At 71.1% G+C, this 21,245-nt stretch carries 16 protein-coding genes and 2 pseudogenes; 14 read left to right on the top strand and 4 right to left on the bottom strand.

Annotation, left to right across the window (positions count from 1 at the left end; translation table 11 throughout):
* Nucleotides 1–52: 52 nt before the first annotated feature.
* Nucleotides 53–1,861 carry a murein biosynthesis integral membrane protein MurJ gene (gene murJ, locus STRNI_RS02375; RefSeq protein WP_277410415.1) on the top strand — a complete coding sequence of 603 codons (1,809 nt, stop codon included), beginning with the start codon at nt 53–55 and terminating at the stop codon, nt 1,859–1,861.
* A 38-nt stretch (nt 1,862–1,899) separates the two neighbouring features.
* Here murJ and STRNI_RS02370 read toward each other — a convergent pair whose 3' ends face one another.
* Nucleotides 1,900–2,331, bottom strand: a complete 432-nt coding sequence (locus tag STRNI_RS02370; protein ID WP_109896811.1) for a protein-tyrosine phosphatase family protein — start codon at nt 2,329–2,331, stop codon at nt 1,900–1,902.
* Between the two features lie 451 nt (nt 2,332–2,782).
* Between STRNI_RS02370 and STRNI_RS02365 the strand changes: the two genes are divergently transcribed.
* The 5 genes and pseudogenes from STRNI_RS02365 to STRNI_RS02345 all read left to right on the top strand — a co-directional run bounded on the left by STRNI_RS02365 (nt 2,783) and on the right by STRNI_RS02345 (nt 7,659).
* Complete coding sequence (locus tag STRNI_RS02365) at nt 2,783–3,457, top strand: hypothetical protein (protein ID WP_229837795.1); 675 nt, start codon at nt 2,783–2,785, stop codon at nt 3,455–3,457.
* Between the two features lie 123 nt (nt 3,458–3,580).
* Entirely contained in the window at nt 3,581–4,324 is a 744-nt protein-coding gene (locus STRNI_RS02360) for an IPT/TIG domain-containing protein (protein ID WP_159483740.1), read from the top strand.
* A gap of 163 nt (nt 4,325–4,487) precedes the next feature.
* Nucleotides 4,488–5,726, top strand: a pseudogene (locus STRNI_RS02355) (IPT/TIG domain-containing protein); the annotation flags it as partial.
* Nucleotides 5,727–5,729: 3 nt separating this feature from the next.
* On the top strand, nt 5,730–6,806 hold the full coding sequence (locus tag STRNI_RS02350; protein WP_277413182.1) for an IPT/TIG domain-containing protein: 1,077 nt from the start codon (nt 5,730–5,732) through the stop codon (nt 6,804–6,806).
* 220 nt (nt 6,807–7,026) lie between these two features.
* Nucleotides 7,027–7,659, top strand: a complete 633-nt coding sequence (locus STRNI_RS02345; protein ID WP_167540474.1) for a GNAT family N-acetyltransferase — start codon at nt 7,027–7,029, stop codon at nt 7,657–7,659.
* A 12-nt stretch (nt 7,660–7,671) separates the two neighbouring features.
* Here the strand turns inward: STRNI_RS02345 and STRNI_RS02340 are convergent.
* Together STRNI_RS02340 and STRNI_RS02335 are read right to left on the bottom strand one after the other, a co-directional pair.
* Nucleotides 7,672–7,892 (bottom strand): annotated as a pseudogene (locus STRNI_RS02340) (aldo/keto reductase); the annotation flags it as partial.
* 9 nt (nt 7,893–7,901) lie between these two features.
* Nucleotides 7,902–9,101 carry an FAD-dependent monooxygenase gene (locus tag STRNI_RS02335; RefSeq protein WP_277410414.1) on the bottom strand — a complete coding sequence of 400 codons (1,200 nt, stop codon included), beginning with the start codon at nt 9,099–9,101 and terminating at the stop codon, nt 7,902–7,904.
* 96 nt (nt 9,102–9,197) lie between these two features.
* On the opposite strand from STRNI_RS02335, the gene STRNI_RS02330 reads away from it, so the two are divergent.
* The 7 genes from STRNI_RS02330 to lepB all read left to right on the top strand — a co-directional run bounded on the left by STRNI_RS02330 (nt 9,198) and on the right by lepB (nt 15,128).
* Entirely contained in the window at nt 9,198–9,815 is a 618-nt protein-coding gene (locus STRNI_RS02330; protein ID WP_020397753.1) for a PadR family transcriptional regulator, read from the top strand.
* A gap of 250 nt (nt 9,816–10,065) precedes the next feature.
* Nucleotides 10,066–11,073 carry an AraC-like ligand-binding domain-containing protein gene (locus tag STRNI_RS02325; protein ID WP_018091491.1) on the top strand — a complete coding sequence of 336 codons (1,008 nt, stop codon included), beginning with the start codon at nt 10,066–10,068 and terminating at the stop codon, nt 11,071–11,073.
* A 153-nt stretch (nt 11,074–11,226) separates the two neighbouring features.
* Nucleotides 11,227–11,463, top strand: coding sequence for an SPRY domain-containing protein (locus STRNI_RS02320; RefSeq protein ID WP_277410413.1), 237 nt, complete (start codon nt 11,227–11,229; stop codon nt 11,461–11,463).
* 81 nt (nt 11,464–11,544) lie between these two features.
* The gene (locus STRNI_RS02315; RefSeq protein ID WP_266440275.1) at nt 11,545–12,075 is read left to right on the top strand and encodes a MauE/DoxX family redox-associated membrane protein; all 531 of its coding nucleotides are present in this window, start codon (nt 11,545–11,547) and stop codon (nt 12,073–12,075) included.
* Between the two features lie 13 nt (nt 12,076–12,088).
* Nucleotides 12,089–12,634, top strand: a complete 546-nt coding sequence (locus tag STRNI_RS02310) for a TlpA family protein disulfide reductase (protein WP_159483730.1) — start codon at nt 12,089–12,091, stop codon at nt 12,632–12,634.
* Complete coding sequence (locus STRNI_RS02305) at nt 12,631–14,532, top strand: ABC transporter ATP-binding protein (RefSeq protein WP_277410412.1); 1,902 nt, start codon at nt 12,631–12,633, stop codon at nt 14,530–14,532. Before STRNI_RS02310 ends, STRNI_RS02305 begins: the two co-directional genes overlap by 4 nt.
* Entirely contained in the window at nt 14,529–15,128 is a 600-nt protein-coding gene (lepB, locus tag STRNI_RS02300; RefSeq protein WP_277410411.1) for a signal peptidase I, read from the top strand. The genes STRNI_RS02305 and lepB overlap by 4 nt, the downstream gene beginning before the upstream one ends.
* A 161-nt stretch (nt 15,129–15,289) precedes the next feature.
* Here lepB and STRNI_RS02295 read toward each other — a convergent pair whose 3' ends face one another.
* On the bottom strand, nt 15,290–20,008 hold the full coding sequence (locus tag STRNI_RS02295) for a hypothetical protein (RefSeq protein ID WP_277410410.1): 4,719 nt from the start codon (nt 20,006–20,008) through the stop codon (nt 15,290–15,292).
* Between the two features lie 289 nt (nt 20,009–20,297).
* Here STRNI_RS02295 and STRNI_RS02290 point away from each other — a divergent pair, with 289 nt between their 5' ends.
* Nucleotides 20,298–20,861, top strand: coding sequence for a GNAT family N-acetyltransferase (locus tag STRNI_RS02290; RefSeq protein ID WP_159483722.1), 564 nt, complete (start codon nt 20,298–20,300; stop codon nt 20,859–20,861).
* Nucleotides 20,862–21,245 lie beyond the last annotated feature (384 nt).

Below are 21,245 nucleotides of genomic sequence, written 5' to 3'. Positions count from 1 at the left end.
CTGAGTGAGGACGGGCCTTTGACGGGCCGGGGGCGGACAGGGTGGGGACGGTATGAACGTGCGGGCGCGGGAGAACGACGGTCGGGAGCCGGGGGGCCACGTCCTGCCGGATGACACGGTGCCCCTGCGGCCACGCCTGGGGAACCAGAAGCCGGCGGGGGAGCAGACCACTCCGTTGCCGTCGCAGGCCGGTGCGCCGATACCCGAGCCGAAGGGTGCGGGTGGTGGCGCAGCCGGTCTGCTGAAGTCCAGCGCCCTCATGGCGGCGGGCACCATCGTCTCCCGCATCACCGGCTTTCTCCGCACGCTCGTCATGGCCGCGGCGATCGGCGTAGGCCCCCTCAACGACTCCTACCAGGTCGCCAATGTCCTGCCCGCGATGATCTATTTCCTGGTCGGCGGCGGTGCGCTGAACGCCGTCTTCGTCCCGCAACTCGTGCGCGCCATGAAGAAGGACGACGACGGTGGTGAGGCCTACGCCAACCGTCTGATCACCCTGGTCATGGTGGTGCTGGCGGGTGTCACGGTCGTCTGTGTGCTGGCGGCTCCGCTGCTGGTGCACATGATGTCGCCGGACATCGCCGCCGACCCACGGCGGATGGCCGTCACCGTGACCTTCGCCCGCTACTGCCTGCCCACCATGTTCTTCATGGGCGCCCACCTGGTGCTCGGACAGATCCTCAACGCCCGGGGCCGCTTCGGCGCGATGATGTGGACCCCGGTACTCAACAACCTCGTGACCATCGCGGCCTTCGGCGGTTTCATCTGGGCCTTCGGCGGCTTCACCGATTCCGGCGTCGACCCCTCCACCATCACCCCCGAAGGGGTACGGCTCCTGGGCCTCGGCACCCTCCTGGGCCTCGCCGTCCAAGCGCTGGCGATGCTGCCGTATCTGCGCGACGCCCGGTTCACACTCCGCCCGCGCTTCGACTTCCGCGGCCATGGCCTCGGCAAGGCCATGGGCCTGGCCAAATGGACGCTCCTCTTCGTCCTCGCCAACCAGCTCGGCCAGACCGTCGTGATTCAACTGGCCACCAAGGCCGGCTCACTCGCCGATCGAGCCGGGTACACCGGCTCCGGCTTCACCGCCTACAACTACGCCCAGCTGCTGTGGCAGATGCCGCAGGCCATCATCACCGTGTCGGTCATGACCGCGGTGCTGCCCCGGATGTCCCGCGCGGTCCAGGACGACGACGTGACGGCGATCCGCGACGACCTCTCCTACGGCCTGCGGACCTCCGCCGTCGCCATCGTGCCCTGCGCGTTCGCCTTCCTGGCGCTGGGTGTACCGATGGCCACCCTGCTCTACGCCGGCTCCGGCGCCGAGGGCGCCCGGGGCATCGGCTACGTCCTCATGGCCTTCGGCCCGGGACTCATCCCCTTCTCGGTGCAATACGTCGTGCTGCGCGGCTTCTACGCCTACGAGGACACCCGGACCCCCTTCTACAACACCGTCATCGTCGCCGTGGTGAACGCCGCCGCGTCCGGGGCGTGCTTCGCCCTCCTCCCGCCGCGCTGGGCCGTCGCCGGAATGGCCGCCTCGTACGGTCTGGGCTACGCGGTCGGCGTCGGAACCGCCTGGCGCCGTCTGCGCAGGCGGCTGGGCGGCGATCTGGACGGCTCCCGCGTCCTGCGTACCTATGCCCGGCTGACCGGCGCGGCGATCCCCGCCGCGCTGGCCGGCGGCGGTGTGGCGTACGCGGTCACCCAGGCCCTCGGCAGCGACGCCCTGGGCTCGCTCGTGACGCTGCTGGCCGGCGGGAGCGTCCTGCTCGGTGTCTTCGTGCTGCTCGCGCACTGGATGCGGGTGTCGGAACTCAGCGCCATGGTCGGCATGGTCCGGGGGCGCCTCGGCCGCTGAGCCCGGCGTGCGGTGAGGCGGCTGCCGGGCTGTCGCCGTCAGTCGGCGAAGCGGCGGACATAGCGCTTCTGCCAGGGGGTTTCGACGGCCCGGGGATCGTAGTTCCGGCGTACAAAGTCGACTGCCTCGCCGGCCGGTACACCGTCCAGGACAGCGAGACAGGCCAGGGCGGTGCCGGTCCGGCCACGGCCACCGGCGCAGGCGAGCTCGACGCGTTCGGCCTCGGCACGCTCCCATGCCGTACGGAGCACGGCCTGGGCCTGTGTGTGGCTGCTGGGCAGCCGGAAGTCGGGCCAGCGCAGCCACTGGAATTCCCAGGGGACCTCGGGCGGCTCCTTGCCGAGGAGATAGACGGCGAAGGCCGGTGTCGGGCCGGCCGGCAGCGGTCGGCGAAGCCCCCGGCCTCGGATCAGCCGGCCGGAAGGAAGCCTCAGGATCCCGGCGTCGGTAGCGTTCCAGGTATCGGTCACCCGTTCACCGTAGCCGTGGAAGTGATCAAGCACGGGTCATTCAGCGGTAGTTGACGGCGTTCACCATCGAGGTCCTGACGGTGGCGCGGTGTGCGTCCGCGCCCGGCGTATCAGGGGCGGAGCCCAGCAGCGACGCCGGAGTTTTGAACCCCTGCCGATGCGCGCTCTGCCATTTGGGTGAGGGGTCGTCAAGGACCTTGCAGGCGTCCTCACCCCAATGGATAACTGGTCACATTCCAATCCGGTGGGCTGCCCATTCCTCTCGGGGGAGAGGCAACTGGTCTGCCCTTGTGTCCGATTGAGAGTGCAGGCAGCGGTGCGGCCCTGGCATCGAGGCAGCGCTCCCACGTTGAGGAAGTGCATTCACCACCCGGTGCCTGTTCGTGCGTACCGGCTGGTGTGGTAGCTCACGTCACCTCTTCCTGGGGGCGTCATGCGAACTGTCCGCACGTTGCGATCCATCCTCGGGGTCTGCGCGCTGACCATGGGACTGACCGTGGCCATGGCCGCGGCTCCGACCACGGCGCACGCCCAGATCCCGGTGCTGTGCAGCGAGACCTCGCTGGTGAACGCGATCAACACGGCGAACGCCGCCGGCGGGGACACCTTGGCGCTGGTTCCGTTCTGCACCTACCAGCTCACCAGTGCTCACGGCAGCTCGCCCCACGGGCCGGTGGGGCTGCCGCCGATCACCACCCCGATCACCCTGCTGGGTCTGGGAGTCACCATCACCCGCGCACCGAGCGCGCCGGCCTTCCGGATTCTGCAGGTGGAGGGCGCCGCTAACGTGCCGGGCACCAACGGCCAGTTGAGCGCGGTGGGAATCACCCTCCGCGGTGGCAGCGCGGTGTCTCCGTACCCGGGAGGCGGCCTCTCGAACCTGGGCGGCACGGTCTCACTGCTCTCCAGCTCCGTCACCGGCAACACCGCCGTCGCCGGCGGCGGCATCTACAACGACAACGGCAGCATCACGCTGACCACCAGCTCCGTCACCGGCAACCAGGCAACCTCCAGTGGGGGCGGCATCTACGTCAACTCCGGTGGGGTGACGTTGCTGGCCACGACCGTGCGCGACAACTCCCCGGACAACTGTGCTCCGTCAGGCAGCGTCATGGGCTGCACCTGACGGTCCGGCCGAGCTCTCGGCCGAATGCTCCACCAGGCACCACCCCAACCGTCGACGGCGAACGCGGCCATCCGGTTCCGGCTCAGCTCTCCCTCACACACACCTCACCGAAGGAGCATCATCATGCCCATCTCCCCCAACCAGGGATCGACCGGCGGCGGTACCACGGTCGTCATCACCGGTACCAACCTCGGCGGCGCCACCGCTGTGCGCTTCGGCACCAAGACAGCCACCATCACCGCCAACACCCCCACCTCGGTCACCGTGACATCCCCGTCCGGCACCGGCACCGTACCGGTGACGGTGACCACCCCCGGCGGGACCAGCAACCCGCTGCAGTTCTTCTACGTAGGTGCGCCGTTCAAGTCCTCCCTGTCCCCGGTGACCGGCGTCACCGCGGGCGGCAACACCGTCACCATCACCGGCACCGGTCTGAGCACCGCCACCGCGGTCAACTTCGGTGCCACCGCCGCGACCCCGACCGTGGTGAACGACGGTCAGCTGACCGTCACCGTTCCGGCGGGCGCGGCGGCCGGCCCGGTGGGCGTCTCGGTCACCACCGCGGGCGGCACCAACAACGGCCTGTCGTACACCTACGTCGACGCGCCCACGATCGTCAGCCTGAACCCCACCTCGGGCCCGGCGACCGGCGGCACGGTCGTGACCATCACCGGCACCAACCTCGCCACCACGCAGTCGGTCGACTTCGAGGGCACGCTCGCACCGTTCTCCGTCCTCAGCGACACCAGCCTCTCGGTCGTCACCCCGCCCGGAGCTGCCGGTGCCGTCGATGTCACCGTGACCACCAGCGGTGGTACCGCCACCTCCACCGACGCCTTCACCTACCTCGCCGGTCCCGGCATCTGACCGGACCTTGAGCCGCCGATGGCCTGGTCGTGCGATCAGGTGGGCGGACAACCCGCCCGGACAGGGGGCGAACCTCCCTGCCCGGGCCCTACTTCCCTCCCTTGACGAGCCTCGGCCCGGTGCTGCTCCACAGGCCGGCCGGGGCTCACGCCCACAAAGGACCATGGCCGTGAATCGCTCCGTACCCCCGCCCACCATTACCGCCGTGCTGCCGCTGGCGGCAGCCACGCCCGCCGTCACGTCCGTCTCCCCCACTTCGGGTTCCACCGCGGGTGGCACCCAGGTGACGGTGACCGGCACCGGCTTCACCGGCGCCACCGGCGTCCGCTTCGGCGCCACGCAGGCCTCCTTCACCGTCAACTCCGACACCCAGATCACCGCCACCGCCCCCGCTGGTTCCGGAACGGTGCAGGTCACCGTGACCACCCCCGCCGGCACCAGCAACCAGTTCGTCACCTTCGCCTACGTCACCGCGCCTGTGCCGGTGTTGAGTTCGGTGAGTCCGGCTTCGGGTCCGGCGTCTGGTGGGACGGTGGTGACGTTGTCGGGTTCGGGGTTTTCGGGTGCGACGGCGGTGCGGTTCGGTGGTGTGTCGGCTGCGTTCACTGTGGTGTCGGGTTCGCAGATTACGGCGACGGCGCCGGCGGGGTCGGGGACTGTGCAGGTGACGGTCACGACGCCTGGTGGTACCAGCAATGGTGTGTCGTTCACGTATGTCTCGGTGCCTGTGCCGGTGTTGAGTTCGGTGAGTCCGAGCTCGGGTCCGGCGTCTGGTGGGACGGTGGTGACGTTGTCGGGTTCGGGGTTTTCGGGTGCGACGGCGGTGCGGTTCGGTGGTGTGTCGGCTGCGTTCACTGTGGTGTCGGGTTCGCAGATTACGGCGACGGCGCCGGCGGGGTCGGGGACTGTGCAGGTGACGGTCACGACGCCTGGTGGTACCAGCAATGGTGTGTCGTTCACGTATGTCTCGGTGCCTGTGCCGGTGTTGAGTTCGGTGAGTCCGAGCTCGGGTCCGGCGTCTGGTGGGACGGTGGTGACGTTGTCGGGTTCGGGGTTTTCGGGTGCGACGGCGGTGCGGTTCGGTGGTGTGTCGGCTGCGTTCACTGTGGTGTCGGGTTCGCAGATTACGGCGACGGCGCCGGCGGGGTCGGGGACTGTGCAGGTGACGGTCACGACGCCTGGTGGTACCAGCAATGGTGTGTCGTTCACGTATGTCTCGGTGCCTGTGCCGGTGTTGAGTTCGGTGAGTCCGAGCTCGGGTCCGGCGTCTGGTGGGACGGTGGTGACGTTGTCGGGTTCGGGGTTTTCGGGTGCGACGGCGGTGCGGTTCGGTGGTGTGTCGGCTGCGTTCACTGTGGTGTCGGGTTCGCAGATTACGGCGACGGCGCCGGCGGGGTCGGGGACTGTGCAGGTCACGGTCACGACGCCCGGTGGCACCAGCAACGGTGTGTCGTTCACCTACGTCTCCGCTCCTGTGCCGGCCCTGACCTCGGCGACTCCCAACTCCGGCCCGGCCGCCGGTGGGACGACGGTCACGCTCACCGGCACGGGCCTGGCCGCCACCACCGCGGTGCGGTTCGGTGCCACACCGGCAACCTCCTTCACCGTCGTCTCCGACACCCACGTCACCGCCGTCGCCCCGGCCGGAACCGGCACCGTGCAGATCACCGTCACGACCCCGGGCGGCACCAGCAACGGCCTCTCCTACACCTACTCCGGCGCCCCCACCCTGAGTGGCGTCAGCCCCAACCAGGGGAGCACGTCAGGCGGGAACACGGTCACCCTCACCGGCACCAATCTCAGCGGAGCCACCTCGGTCCTCTTCGGCGCCACCCCTGCGACCTCCTTCACGGTGGTCTCCCCGACCCAGATCACCGCCGTGGCCCCCGCGGCCACCGCCGGGCCGGTCGACGTCACCGTCGTCACCCCCGGCGGCACCAGCACCCTCCCGAATGCCTACTTCTACGTCAGCCCCCCGGTGCTCCTCGGCGTCGCCCCGCTCTCGGGCCCGCTCGCGGGCGGGAACACCGTCACGCTCACCGGCACGCACCTCATCGAGGCCACCGCGGTGCGCTTCGGAGCCACCGCCGCCACCTCGTTCACGGTCGTATCGGACACCCAGATCACCGCCGTGGTCCCGGCGGGAGCCGCCGGACCGGTGCAGGTCACCGTCACCACTGTCGGCGGCACGAGCAACCCGGTCTCCTACACCTACCTGGCGGCGCCCATCGTCACGACTCTGGTGCCGAACCAGGGGCCCGCCTCCGGTGGCAGCACCGTCACCCTCACCGGCAGCAACTTCGCCCAGACGACCATGGTGCTCTTCGGCGCCGTGCCGACCGGGTTCACCGTCGTCTCCGACACCCACCTCGTCGCCGACGTCCTGGCCGGAGTCGCCGGGCCGGTCGCCATCACCGTCACCTCTCCTGGCGGCACCAGCGCCCCGACGACCTACACCCGAGTTGCGCCCCCCGGTATCTGATACGGCTGCGGACCCAGGCACCCCAAGCCCTTCTCCCGCCGGCGGCACGTGCGGAGGCCCGGCGGTGCGTGCGGAGGCCCGGCGGTGCGTGCGGAGGCCCGGCGGTGCGTCCCCTCCTCGCTCGCAGGCTCCGGGGACGCACCGCAAAGGAGATGCTCGGCGCCACGCGGTGACGTAATGTGCACTCCCGGAAAGTGGCACTTACTTTGGGGAGGGCTTGATGGTTCCGGAACTGGTCAGGACTTGGGTGTCCGGCTGGGCCGTCTCACGGCACACGCCGAGGCCGGCCGAAAGGCCCTGGGGGCTCTACGTCGAAGTGGGCCGGCCGGACCAAGTGGGGCGCCATGTGCTGCCGGACGCCCATGAGTTGGCGGTTCGCGAGGCGGCTGCCTCGGTCACCGTGCCGCACACCTGGCTCAAGGTGCCCATGGATCCGGAGGGGGTCGGGCGCTGGCTCCCTGCGGGCTGGGTGGTGGACAAGGGTGAGACGGGCCATCTGATGGCCACGGACCTCCGGGCCACGGCACCGAGGGCGCCCGAGGGCTACACCGCCTCGGTGGAGACCCGCGACGGCGTCACCTACGTCCAAGTGCACGACGCAGCAGGCGAATTGGCCGCGAAGGGGCAGATGGCCCTCCTCGGGAAGGCTACGGTCATCGACAGCGTCACGACCGAGCGGGCCCATCGCCGCCGCGGCCTGGGCGCCTTCGTCATGCGTGCCCTCGCCGATCACGCGGTGACCGAAGGCGCCGCCCTTGGCGTACTGGGCGCGACCGACGAAGGGCGTGCGCTGTACGAGACGCTGGACTGGAAGGTGTACGCGCCGCTGGCGGCATGCATTTACCGGCCTTAGGGCGTGTCTCTTCCGCAGCGTGCCGAGCTGATCTGCGAGTGGTGTCTCCGGATCGATCGGTGCAGCTGGAGCAGCTGGAGCAGCTGGAGCAGTTCGATCCACTCGACGCGCAGCCGGCGCGGGGCCTGCTCGATCTGGGCGCGCAGCGCGACCGGCCGCCCGTCAAGTCTTCACTCGTCGGAGGGCCCCGATCGCGCAACGCCGACCTTGGTCGTGACGAGCGGCCCCTCCGGCCGTGCCCATCAGGGCGTCACGCCGGCCCTCACCTTCTCCTCCCACTCGATCCGATGGAAGTGGAGCGGGCGGAACATCTCCTCCGGTGCGGGGAACACCGGCGCGTGCTCGCCCTTGCCTGCCTTGACCTTGTTGACGGCCGCCGCATGGAGGCCGATCGCCTCCACTCGCGGGCGGCGCAGGGCCTCATAGGCGGCGAACGCCTCGTCGGGCGTGGGCAGATCGCGGAGGCAGCGGGCCAGTTCGACCGCGCTCTCGATGGCCAGTGAGGCGCCCTGACCGGAGCTGGAGGAGGGGGCGTGCACCGCGTCGCCCACCAGTACCATCCGGCCGCGGTGCCAGTGCGGTACGGACGGCATACGCTCCATCCGGCCGACCACCATCAGCTCGTCGGGGCCGGTGTGCCGCAGCAGCTGCTCGCCCGGGACGTGGCCGGCGTACAGCTCGCGCAGCCTGGTGAGCCACTCGGCGGCAGGCACCTGCGCCAGTTCGGCCGGGCCCGGCGGGGTGTCCGTCGGCAGACCGGCAAACCAGATCAGCCGCTTGTCCGGACCCCGCCAGTAGCCCATGAAGGCGCGGCCGAACGCGAAATGCATGGCGCCGGGCTCGGTCTCGACCCCGCTGTCCGCCGCCGCGTAGCCACCGAAGCTCAGGACGCCGCCGTACTCGGGGGCGGGTGCCTGCGGCGCGATCACGGTGCGGACGGTGGAGCGGATGCCGTCGGCGCCGATCAGGATGTCGCCGGTCGCGGAGGTCCCGTCGGCGAAGTGGGCGGTGACGCCGTCGGGCGTCTCCTCGGCGGCGACCAGCCGTTTGCCGTACGCGAACCGAACGCCTTCGGCGACCGCATGGTCGGTCAGTGCCCGGAACAGCCGGTCGCGCGGCATCGTCAGCGTGGCGGGCAGCTCGGGGAAACCACCGAAACCGGCGAGGCGGTTCCCGGCACCGTCCGCCATCACCACACCGGGCACCGGCTGCCCGATGGCCCTCACCGCCGCATCGGCACCGACCGCTGCCAGACCCGCCAGGCCGTTCGGCGCCAGACCCAGCCAGGCCCCCACTCCGTCCGCCGCGCTGGGGTACGCCTCATGGACCGTCGCGGTGATGCCCGCCCTGCGCAGCGCGAGCGCCGTTACCGGGCCCGCCACACCGCCCCCTATGACCAACGCCGTCCGCACACCGGCACCGTGACCGCCGTTGTTGCTCATGTCCCCTCCCGTGGCCGCTTGGATACTGCTGAAGACATAGTTGCAATGCAACTAGTAGAAATGCAACTAGTTTCTTCGCTGACTACGATGCCGGGTATGACCGCCACCGTGAAGAGCTCGCCGCTCGGCCTGACCGTGCTGGTGCTGCTGCACCACCGGCCGCTGCACCCGTACGGCATCCAGCAGCTGCTCAAGCGGTGGGGCAAGGTGCACGTCGTCAACGTCGGCCAGCGGGCCGGGCTTTACCGCACCATCGAGCGGCTGCAGGCCGGCGGACTGATCGCCGTCCGGCAGACCGAGCGCGACCAGCTGTACCCCGAGCGGACCGTCTACGAGGTGACCGATGAGGGCCGGGCGGTCACCCGTGACTGGCTGGAGCAGATGCTGGCAGTCCCCAAGGCGGAGTTCCCGGTGTTCCCGGCGGCGCTGTCCAACATGCTCATGCTCAGCCCGGCCGAGGTGCTGCCGATCCTGGAGCGGCGTGCGGCCCGGCTCGCGGACCGACGCGCCGAGTTGGAGCGCCAGACCGCCGACGCCGAGGTCGGACTGCCGCGGATCACTCTGATCGAGAACGAATATCTGCTGGCCGTCCTCGGTGCCGAGGAGCGATGGCTCCAGGGGGTGATGAGCGACCTTCGGGACGGCAGTCTGACGTGGTCCGCGGAGATGCTCGCCGCGTTCCAGGAGGCGTCCGAGCCGACTTCGGACGAGTAGGGGCGGGCGACCGCGTTCACCGTGCCGGGCGGTGTTTCATCGCCCGCTTCCGCATGCCCCCGTTTCTGAATGCATTCCGTCCGCACAGTCGTTGAGCGGGCTCCTCGACGCTGTTCCTGCGGGCAATTCATCGCCGCTGATATTGCGGAAAGCGCGGAGAACGGCCGGTCTTCTACTCGGCTGTCCAGGGGTCTTCCCCACATACTCAGGCAACGACGCGCTGGGGCCAGCACGGAGAGGCGGGGGAACGATGCTGGTGAGCAACTTCAGCACAGAGATGGTGGCTGCGCAGGACCGGTTCGCGCTGTGGGAGGAATTCGCTTCCCAATCACACATGCGCAACTGGATGCGCAGCGAACACGAAGACAACTTCCGTGCGACGATGCGTGTGCTGGACATGGGTGACGCGCAGATATCCACGATGACCTTCCCGAGTCTGGAGGTCGTGCGCACACCCAAGCTCATACGGCAGCAAAGTGATCGGGAATTCTATCAAGTCAATTGCGTGCTCGCCGGTGCCGGCGGCGCTTCCCAGGGCGATCGGAATACGTCCATCCGGCAGGGGCAACTGGTGCTCGTGGACAGCAGCCTTCCGTTCCGTGGGCAGCTCCACGGTGAAGCGGAGAACTATGCCGCCATGATCATCCAGCTGCCCCGGGAACTGCTGCCACTGCCCTGGAAAACCGTTCAGCGGGTGAGCGCCCGCCCGATAAGCGGATGCCAAGGGCTGGGCGGGGTGCTCTGGCGCTGGCTCACCGAGGTCAATGCCCGCGCCGAGGAGTTCACCCCCGCCGATATCCCCACGCTGCGGTCGGTCACCGCGGATCTCCTTGCCGCGGTGCTCGGCCGCTGCCTGGACGCCGAGGACACCATGACCCCGGAATCCCGAAGACGTGCCCTGCAGGTGCAGATCCGCGACTTCATCCGCCGGCATCTCGGCGACCCCTCGCTCTCCCCGGCCACCATTGCCGCGGCCCACCGCATATCGGTCCGCTACGTACACCAGCTGTTCGCCGAGGAAGGCACCACGGCCGCCGCCTGGATACGCGGCCGCCGCCTGGAACGCTGCCGCCGCGATCTCGCCAACCCCCACCTCCAGCTCCGCCCCATCCATGCCATCGCCGCCCAGTGGGGCTTCATCGACCCCGCGCACTTCAGCCGCGCCTTCCGCGCGGCCTACGGCATGCCGCCCCGGGACTACCGGCAGCACGCCCTCCGCGGCGCCGTGCGCGAATCGGCAAGCGCTCTGCACGGATAGTCAACGCGATCCGCCGCCGTCCCCGGCATCGTCGTGTCCGGGCACCGGCGCAGACCGTCCGAGCCCGTCAGCTGTGCGTACGGATGCGATTCCCGCACCGCCGCTCATGTCCCACGACGCGGAGTCGTGGGCCGATCAGGACTTGGAGCAACCATGTTCGCAAGGATGGAAACACTGGGGAGCAGACTCCTCGAACGGATCGTGCCGAAGGTGGCAGCCGACGCTTCGAGCACCTCGTGCGACTACCAGTACCTGTGCGTACGAGGCACCAGCGGATGTAACGCGACCCGCCACACGTGGTGGAAGTACCGGCAGGTGTGCTCGGACGGCTCCACGGGCGACTGGATCTTCGGCTACTGCGACAACTGCACGCCCGGTGACTGGAACTGACTGAACCAGGTGCCGTGTTGCTGGGGCGGGTCTCCGGGCCCGCCCCAGGAACGCTTCCCGGAGGATGCCATGGTCTACCTGATGACCGGTCTGAAATGCCTGATCGGCGTGGTCTTCCTGCTCGCGCTGTGCGGCAAGACGCTGGTCCGCGGCGGGTTCGGTGGGTTCGAACGGTCGCTGCGCAGTCTGGTGGTCGTGCCCCGGGCCTACGTGCGGCCGCTGGCGGTGCTCATCGTCGCCGGTGAAGCGGGCGTGGTGCTGGCCCTGGCGGTGCCCGGCCGGGCGACGGCGGTGGCGGGCTTCGCGCTGGCCATCGCTCTGCTGCTGGTCTTCACCGCCGGCCTCGCTCGCGCGCTGCGGAGCGGCGCACAGACACCCTGCCACTGCTTCGGCGCCTCCACGACCCCGCTGGGGCCGCACCATCTCCTCCGTAACCTGCTCCTCGCCGTGCTCGCTCTCCTTGGCGCGACCATCACGGCCGTCGCCGCGCCGGACGGGCACCCGGCAGGGGCACTGGTGGCGGCAGCGGCCGGTCTCGTCCTCGGCGGGCTCGTCGCCGCCCTCGACGAACTGCTGGCCCTGTTCTCGCCGATGACGCCGGAACGACGATGAACCTGGAGCCGATATGCCTTACCTGACCGCCGCGGTCGTGTTCGTCGGAGCGCTGAGCGCGCTCAACCTGGTCCTCGCCCTGGCGATGGTCAAACGGCTGCGGGAACACAGCGGGTTGCTGACCGGCCGACGGGGCGCCCCCTCCGCAGAACTCGAAGTCGGCACGCGGATCGCCGAGTTCGAGACCGTGACCGAGGCAGGTGAGCCCCTGACCCGGGCGTCACTGGCCGATGACCTGCTGGTGGCGTTCCTCTCGCCCGGCTGCGCCCCGTGCGTCGAGAAGCTGCCGGCGTTCGTGGCCCACGCACGGTCCCTGCCCGGCGGGCGCCGCGGTGTCCTGGCCGTCGTGGTCGGAGAGCCCCGGGAGGCCGCCGCGTTCGCCGCGCCGCTCGGCCCGGTCGCCCACGTGGTGATCGAGGAGCCCAACGGTGCGCTGAGCAGGGCTTTCGGGGTGCATTCCTACCCCACTCTGCTGCGGATCGGCCCCGACGCCGAAGGGCGGCCGGTGGTCACCTCCAACGCGGTGGACCTGAAGCGCCCGACGGCGATGGCCGCATGAAGCCCGTGCCGAAGCCCGCGGCGCCCGGTCCGGTACCGCACACACCTCCGCAGTCCGCAACGGACGGGGCGGCTCCGCTCCGTCTGGCCCGGGCGGCCTGCACCCTGGTCGCGGCAGCGGCGCCCGTCCTGCTCACCGGATACGCCGTACTCACCCTGGCCGCCGGCGTGCTGCCCGTGGCGACCGCGTGGCTGACCAAGCTCGTCCTGGACGCACTGGCCGAGGGCGCGCCACTCGCGCAGGTCGCCCGGCCCGCGATGGGACTCGCGGCGGCCGGGGTCGCCCTGGTGCTGACGGGGGAGGTCGCCCAGTATCTGCGGGCGCAGCTGGGCCGGGAAGTCGCCGTCACGGCGCAGGAACGCCTCTACCGGGCCGTGGACGGCTTCGTCGGTCTGCGCCGACTCGAAGACCCCGCGTTCCTGGACCGGCTGCGGCTCGCCCAGCAGTCCGGCGGGGCCTCACCGGGCCAGGTGCTCGACGCGGTGCTCACCGTCGCCGGCTCCGTTTTCACCGTCACCGGCTTCCTCGGCTCGCTGTTCGTCCTCAGCCCCCTGATGACCCTCCTGGTCACGGCCGCCTCGGTACCGGTGCTGGCCGCCGAGCTGTGGCTGTCGCGGCTGCGCGCACGCATGGCGTGGGACCTGGGCCCCGTGGAGCGCCGCGAGTTCTTCTACAGCACGCTGCTCTCGCGGATGGAAGCGGCGAAAGAGGTGCGGCTGTTCGGCACCGGCGCCTTTCTGCGCGGGCGTATGGTCGCCGACCGGCGGGCCGTGAACGAGGCACGACGCGGCCTCGATCTGCGGGAGGCACGGGTGCAGACCGCACTGGGACTGCTCGCGGCACTGGTCTCCGGGGGCGGGCTGCTGTGGGCGGTGGCGGCGGCCGGGGACGGCCGGCTCTCCGTCGGCGACGTCACGATCTTCGTCGCCGCCATCGTCGGGGTGCAGGGCGCACTCGCCTCGCTCGCCACTGCCTTCGCCAGGACCCATCAGGCACTGTTGCTGTTCGGCCACTACACCGCCGTGGTCGATGCCGGACCGGACCTGCCCGTTCCCCCGGAGCCGCGCACGCTCCCCGCGCTACGGCACGGTATCGAGCTCAAAGACGTGTGGTTCCGCTATACGGACGACCACCCATGGGTACTGCGCGGCATCGATCTGTTCCTCCCGCACGGCACCTCCCTCGCACTCGTCGGCCTCAACGGCGCCGGAAAGTCGACCCTCATCAAGCTCATCTGCCGCTTCTACGACCCGACTCGGGGAGCCGTGCTGTGGGACGGCGTCGACCTCCGCGACACCGACCCGGCCGAACTCCGCAGCCGCTTCGGGGCGGTTTTCCAGGACTACATGAACTACGACATGACCGCGACCGAGAACATCGCCCTCGGCGACATCTCCGCGAGCCCCGACCACGCCCGGGTCGCCGCGGCGGCGACCCGGGCGGGAATCGCCCCCCAACTGGCCGCTCTGCCACACGGATACGACACCCTGCTGTCCCGGATCTTCTTCGCCGGAACGGACCGGGACGACCCCGAAACGGGCGTCGTCCTCTCCGGAGGCCAGTGGCAACGGCTCGCCCTGGCCCGCGCCTTCCTGCGGGACCGCCGTGACCTCATGATCCTGGACGAACCGTCGTCGGGCCTCGACGCCGAGGCCGAGGCCGAGATCCACTCCTCGTTGAAGCGCCACCGCAGCGGACGCACCAGCCTGTTGATCTCGCACCGGCTGGGAGCGGTGCGGGAAGCGGACACGATCGCCGTGCTGCGCGACGGCCGCATCGCGGAACTCGGCAGCCATGACGCGCTGATGGCCGCAGAGGGGGCGTACGCCCGGCTGTTCGCGCTCCAAGCCGCCGGCTACCGGGACACCACCGCGGCACCTAACGGACGGCAGCCATGAGCGCCGCGACGGCCGCCGCCCTCCTCGGCCTCGCAGGACTGCTGTCCGCGGCCGCCGTCCTGCTGGGCCACCGCCTCGTTGTCGTGACCGTACGGGGGGTGAGCATGGCCCCTGCCTACCGGGACGGCGACCGGGTGCTCGTCCGCCGCACCGCCCGCCCCACCCGCGGCCAGGTACTCGTCGTGGAACGGCCCGCCGTCCACACACGGTGGCCGAGCGGCCCCCTGCCCGCCGGCGCCGGAGCCCGGGCGGTGGGCCAGCGCCAGTGGCTGATCAAGCGACTGGCGGCACTCCCCGGTGACCCGGTACCGGAGCCCATGCTGTCCGCGTCGCCCTTTGCCCGCCCCCGGCCGCCCCGAGTGCCGGAGCCCATGCTCTCCACGGCGCCCCTTGCCCGCCCCGGCCCGCCCCGGGTGCCGGCCGGCAGTCTGGTCCTGCTCGGTGACAACCCGCAACACAGCGTGGACTCCCGGCACTTCGGGTTCTACCCGGCCGACCGCGTCCTGGGCACGGTCGTCCGACCGCTGAGGCCGGCTCGCGCACGCGGGCAGCTCCGGTCGGCCTCACCCCGCCGACCAGGTCCGCCGGCGGGGTGAGGCCGACGTCCTGCGATCAGGTGCAGCACTCAGCTGCACCGCCCAGCTCCCTCCGCGAGCGGCCCGGCCCGCTCTGCCCACGCCGTACCGCACGCGTACAGGGGGGGAGAGGCGGGCACCGAGGCGGGCCTTCTCTGCGATCCGGCTCTGCGATCCGGTGTTCATCGGGTGGACTGCCAGGCCTCGGCGAACAGTATGTGGAGGGGGCGCGGAGGCAACAGGCGGGTGAACGGGGCCTGTATTTCCCTCCGTTCGGTGGATATGGCGCCGTACGCCGCGAGCTTGGCGGTCTCCAGTGGCAGGTGTGGGGCCTTGAGGTCCGTCCAGCCGCCAGGAATGAAGACCGAGCGGCCGGCGCGGGAGCGCTTGTCCGCCAGCACGGCCTGGCAGGCGACGAGCTCCGCCTGCGCGGTGCGGTGCCGCGTCTGCGTCCAGCCGTTCCACCGGCGGATGTTGCGGTCGGTGGGGCGGGCCAGGGTGAGCAACTGGAGGTAGAGCGCGGCGGCGTCGCGGCCGACGGCGAGTGCAGCGGCCGCCTCGTCGACCAGTTCGGGCACGCTCAGCAGCGGATTCGCCTCATAGCCGCCGGCCGGAACGGGAGTGTGCGCGGCGCGCTCCGCCAGCGCTTCGACGCCGTCGCGCAGCATCCGTATCCGGTCGATCGCGGCGACCAGCGCGCCGTGGCCGAGGTCCGTGCAGATCCGGGTCGCGTACTCGTACCGGCCGCGCTCGGAGAAGCCCGCAGGGCGGAGGAAGACCTGCGACAGGGACGTCTCCGCCTGGACGATGAGCAGGCCCTGGTCGTAGAGCACCGGCGGGCGCCGGCTGTCGGGGAGTGGTCCGGTGACCGCCACGGGATGGAGTGCGGGCCCGAAGACGCCGGCGACATCGGTGTCGAGGGCATGGCTGTGCAGATCGACGAGGAGTTCCGGTGCGTCGAGGCGCTCGCGCAGCCGGGCGCAGAGCGCCGGTACGCCTACCGTTGCGGGATCGCCCACGGGACGCTCGGTCAGTGTCCAGACCAGCAGGGACGCGATCCCGGCGTAGGGCATGGTGCGCGACGGCCATTTGCCGGGGGAGCCGTCGGCGGCGGCAGGGTAGACATGCGGGTAGCCGTATTCATCGGTGGCGATCAGATGCCGCAGGGCTTCGGTCAGCAGGCTGCCGCCGTCGGGCGCGCTCAGCTCCGACGAGAAGGAATCGTCGAGCCCCAGCTCGCGTTCCACCTCCGCGCTGAGCTCCTCGTCGACCTGGCGTTGCCGGCCGAGGAGCGCCGTCCATGCCGCCGCCATCCGCTCCGCAGCCGCGACCGGGCCACCGGGTGTCCACAGCTCCGCCGGGTCGTCGGGCGGACCGGCCGCCAGCACGCGCCGCCGACCGTCCGTCCCGAGGCGCGCGACCAGATGCTCCGCCTCCCGGACGACCTGGACCGTCGCCTGATACGGCTTGGCCCGCAGCATGCGCTGGGTGCCGGTGCGTCCATCGTTCTTGGTGGGCAGTCCGGCGAGGGCCCAGACGGCGACGGCCCGGCGTACGCCCGTGCCCGCGACGAACGCAGCGACCGCCTCGGGGGTGATACGGACGGGGCCGCGAGCGGCGCGCAGGTCCAGCAGAGCGCGCAGGCGGGCCGCGTCCTCGCGGGTGACCGTGACGGTGCGGACCTCGGTGGCAGCCTCGGGCACGGGGGCGGATGCGGGCTGGACGAAGCGGTATTCGGCGGCCGGGTCGAGAGGGGCCTTGGGATCCGGGGCGATCTGCTGGCGGCCGTCTCCCATACCGGTGGCCACGGCCCGCCCGTCCGCGCAGAGCGGGCGCAGGGCCTCGCCGGTGGCGCGGCCCAGCCGCCAGGCCCCGGGCTCGGCGAACGGTGTAGCGGCCCAGGTACGCAGCAGGGCGTCGAGCGCGGTGACGTCCTCCGCTGCCGTGGTCTCGACGGCGAAGCGCCAGGCCGCGGCGTCGATGTGGCCCAGCAGCACTGCCCAGTCCCGGGGCCGGGCCGGAGGGCTGACCCTTCGGGCACCGTCGTCGATCCGGCCGCGCAGAAACTCCCCGTCGGCGGCGAGCGCCGTGACGGTCGCGGGCCGCGTGCCGGGCCGGGAGGACATGACGTAAGGCCTGACCAGCTCGCGCAGGGCGGCGAACAGCGCGACATCGGCGACCTCACCCGCCGGGCGGACCTGGGCGCCCGCCCCGATCAGCGCGACACGGCCGGAGATCACCTCGCGGCGCTCGGCCACCGTGGCCGCGGCGCGCGCCGCACGGACCACGCCGTCGAGGATCCGCGGATGGGTCACTCCGGGCAGCACACGGGCGGATGCGGCGCGGACGGCGTCCTCATCGCCCGTACGGGCCGTCTCCAGCAGGGCCCGCGCGGCATCCTCCCCGACGGTGCGCAGAGCGCCGGAGGACGCGGTGTCGCGCGGGGTCAGGAAGTGCCAGAAGGCGGGCGGCGGGAACATCGGCGCGTCCTGCCCGGAGCCCGCCCACCGGCCCCGGCGTTTCGGCTGGGGGAATCCCCGTACCTGCCACAGCAGGGAGTTGTCGTCGGCGGAGTAGCAGCGCATGGCGTCGTGCTCGGTCACCACGGCTTCTGCGCCGCCTTCGGGAAGCCGGATGATGCCCCAGGGGTCCTCTCCCTGGCGGGTGACCTGGAATTCGGCGCGCCGCCCGTCGACGCCCTCCAGCAGATAGCGCCGGGGCGCGCTGCGCTTCCAGTGCAGCACCCGGCAGCCGGACACCCCGTCCGCCTGCCCCAGCGGAGAGGCGGGGGCACCGGGCGGCAGCGGGGCGAGGGTTTGCAGGTCATGGGTGCGGACCAGGCCCTGGGGCGGCTCGGCGGCGAGGAACGGCGGCAGACCGGCCCGGTCGGTGCGCGCTCCGGTCACCGGGTCGATCTCCCGCCAGGCGCCGTTGTCGCGCTCGCCGCCGAAGAGACGTGAACTCCACAGCCGGGTACCGTCATTGAGCTGCTGCTCGAAGTAGCCGATGCCCTCGTGTCCCCCTGGCCGCAGGACCCGTTCGCCGTCGTACCGGCCGGTGCCGTCGGCGGTGGCGAACTGATAGCCGAGCGCGCCGTCCGTACTGCCACCGAACGGGACCATGCCGAGCGCCGCCGCGGGCTCGAAGACCTCCTCGGGCCGGTCGGCCCAGAAGGCCTTGCGCGCATAAGTCGAGTGACCGTCAGGGGAGCAGCCGACCAGAAAGCTGCCGCCGACGTAGAAGACGGAGTGCACCGCGCCGTCCTCCGGGAGGGAGAAAGTGCACTCGCCGCGCCGCCCGGCGAAGTCCACGGCGATGGCCCGTTCCCGGGTGAAGACGGTCAGCACCGGCCAGGTGCAGGTGACACCGGCCACCGCCGTACCCACCTCGGCCCGCGCTACCCCGGATGTCCCGGGCTCTTCCGACCGCCCTGCCGCCGACCGCCAAGTCCCGTCCCCCGCAGCGCCATTGAGCTCTGCGAGGGCATCGTCCAGCGCAGGCCAGCCCAGCTCTTCCGGCAGACCGGAGCGCAAGGTGCGCAGCAGTGGGCCGATGCCGTCGAGGTCCTTGAGCGCGGCGTCGATGCCGTCGAGTGCCGTGATCGCAGGCGGGCTCAGAACGGTGTCCAGCTCCGCCACCGCCTCCTGCGCCGCGCCCAGCCCGCCCTCCGCCAGGGCGTCCAGCAGTCGGGTCACCCGTGCGTGCAGCTCCGGATCCGCCCCCTCGCGCAGGGGCAGACGCGCGCCCGTGGGCGGGGGCTTCGGCGCATAGCGGGTACCGGCCAGCCGCACTCCCAGCACCGGATCGGCGGCGAGCGCCCGCATGTCGCGCCGGGACTCCTTCCCCCAGAACTCCAACTCGACCCGAGGGCCCGGATCCACCACGGCCAGCCCGCTCGCCAGGCACAGGTCGACGAGATCGGCGTCGAAGCGGGGACGCCGGAACCGTGTCTGATGGAGGCACAGCGGAGTGTCATCCGCCTTGATCCGAGAAGCCATGCGGGGCACCAGGGCGAACAGCTCCGGTGGCATGGCCTGCCGCCGGACGGCACGGCCCGTCTTCAGGAAGGAGTAGTGGCGGGCGAAGTCGCTCAGCCATGCCGCCGCTCCGCCGGCCGGGACGATCCGCCCTTCGGCCATGGCCTCGTCGATACCGGTCGCCGCCAGCAGCCGCAGCCATGCGCCGCCGTCGGTGGCCGAGGTCGGGAACAGCTCGGCCAGCGCCTGGCGCACCGTCGGCTCCGGGGGCACCGTTGCGAAGACCCGGGCGGCGCCCTCCAACAGACCGTCCGGAAGAGGCGTCCCCTTCGCGGCGGCGAGGAGGTCGCCGAGTGCCCGCGCGCCGTCTTCCGCGCTCAGCCCGGCAGCCTTGCCCGATGCCTGGATCCTTCGGTGCGCATCCTTCGGCAGCGCGGCGCCCCCGGCGGCGATGGCCTGCAGAAGCCGCAGGAACTCCTGGTGGGCGGTGCGGGGTTCGAGTGTGGCGTGCAGCCGGCGCTGGTGGACGGCGGGCACCGTCGCGGGCAGGGCGCCGAAGCGTGCGAAGAGCAGAGTGTTCTCGCGGTGGTAGACCTCGTCGACCGGCAGGCCGTGCTCCTCCTCCGCCGCGCGGGCCAGACCGTAGGCCTTCGCCGCATGACGCGGCTGCCGTCGGGCGATGCGATGCCCGGTCATGTCCCAGAACCACGGCAACTGCTCCACCGGGAGGTCCCGCGCCCGGTACTTGACCCGGTCCAGGAAGCGGCCCGGCTTCTCGTAAATCTCGAAGCCGTTCTCCTGGATCAGCGCGAGCAGGGCGCGCGCCTCGTCCTCCGCCGCGGGCGCATGGAGTGTCGCCCAGTCCAGGTAGACGGTGGAGTTGTGGGGATCGGCGGGCGGCATGACCGACGGAGCAGCAGACATGTGAGGATCGTGCCATGCGCCACTGACATTCGGCTCTGCCTGTGGATAACGGCGACGGCCCAGGGAACGGCCCATTGGCGGCCCATGGACACGGCCCCCAACGCCGGTGCTTTCACTGCCGACGGGCATGGCGGAACGCCCCGCCGATTCCTCCGCCGCACGCTCATGGCCGTACCTGTATGGGACTATTCCGGCGCAGTGCACGAGCGGCCGGAGCCGGCGCCGCTCGTGCCGGGTTCGTGCAGCAAAGGGCCGGCGAGTACGCGTTGTGTCGTGCAGGGGGAACCGGGTGTTTGCGATATCGCTGGGTGACGACGGTGCCGAGCTGCGGCCGCTGGAGCCGTGGCATGCCGGGGAGTTCCTCGCGCACATGGACCGGGGCCGCGAGTACATCGGCCAATACGTCGCGCTGCCGGACCGCGCCACCGACCTCGCGTCCGCCACGGCATTTCTGCAGATGTACGCGGACAAGGCAGCGGCCGACAGCGGCCGTCTCTACGGCATCTGGAGTGATGGAGTGCTCGTCGGCGGTGTCTTGTTCGTGACGTTCGACGTCACGTTCGGCAGCTGCGAGGCCGGCTGCTGGCTGGAGGAGTCGGCGGTCGGGCGCGGGCTGATCACGCGCGCGACCCGGGTAATCATCGATTGGGCCGTCGAGGAGCGCGGGATGCACCGCGTGGAGTGGATCGCGGCCTCGGCCAATACCCCGAGCATCAATGTCGCCAAGCGGCTCGGCATGGTGCGCGAAGGAGTGCAGCGGGAAAGCTACCCGCACCGGGGCGTACGCCACGACATGGAGGTCTGGTCGGTCCTGGCCCCCGAATGGCGCCGACAGCGCGAAACCGCCTGCTGACCACGGTCGGGTCCGGTCCCGCACCGGCCCCGGTGCCGCCCCCGCAGCCGTTCTGGGCATCCATGGCTCCCTTCCGGACTACCGCGGCTTCAACCCGCGGTTTGAGGGTTATCCGCCCATCGGCCCTGCCCCGACGGCCAGATACGGCACAAAGTCTCCGGTCCCACTTCAATGGAACGCTTGAAGTCATGACTGCCGACAACAGCGAACTGCCTGGTCCGAGGCCTGCGGTGGAGCCGGAGCCCGTCGAAAGCGCCGGTCAGACCGACCACATCCGAAACCCAACGCACGACGACCTCCCTAACTCAACGCAAGACGACCTCCCTCGCGCTGGTGGAGTTGGTGGAGATGATCGGGGGACTCCCGACCTCGCCGCCCCGCCCC

It is taken from the genome of Streptomyces nigrescens (assembly GCF_027626975.1).
Taxonomy (GTDB): Bacteria; Actinomycetota; Actinomycetes; order Streptomycetales; family Streptomycetaceae; genus Streptomyces; species Streptomyces nigrescens.
This window is presented reverse-complemented; position numbering and strand designations above follow the sequence as displayed.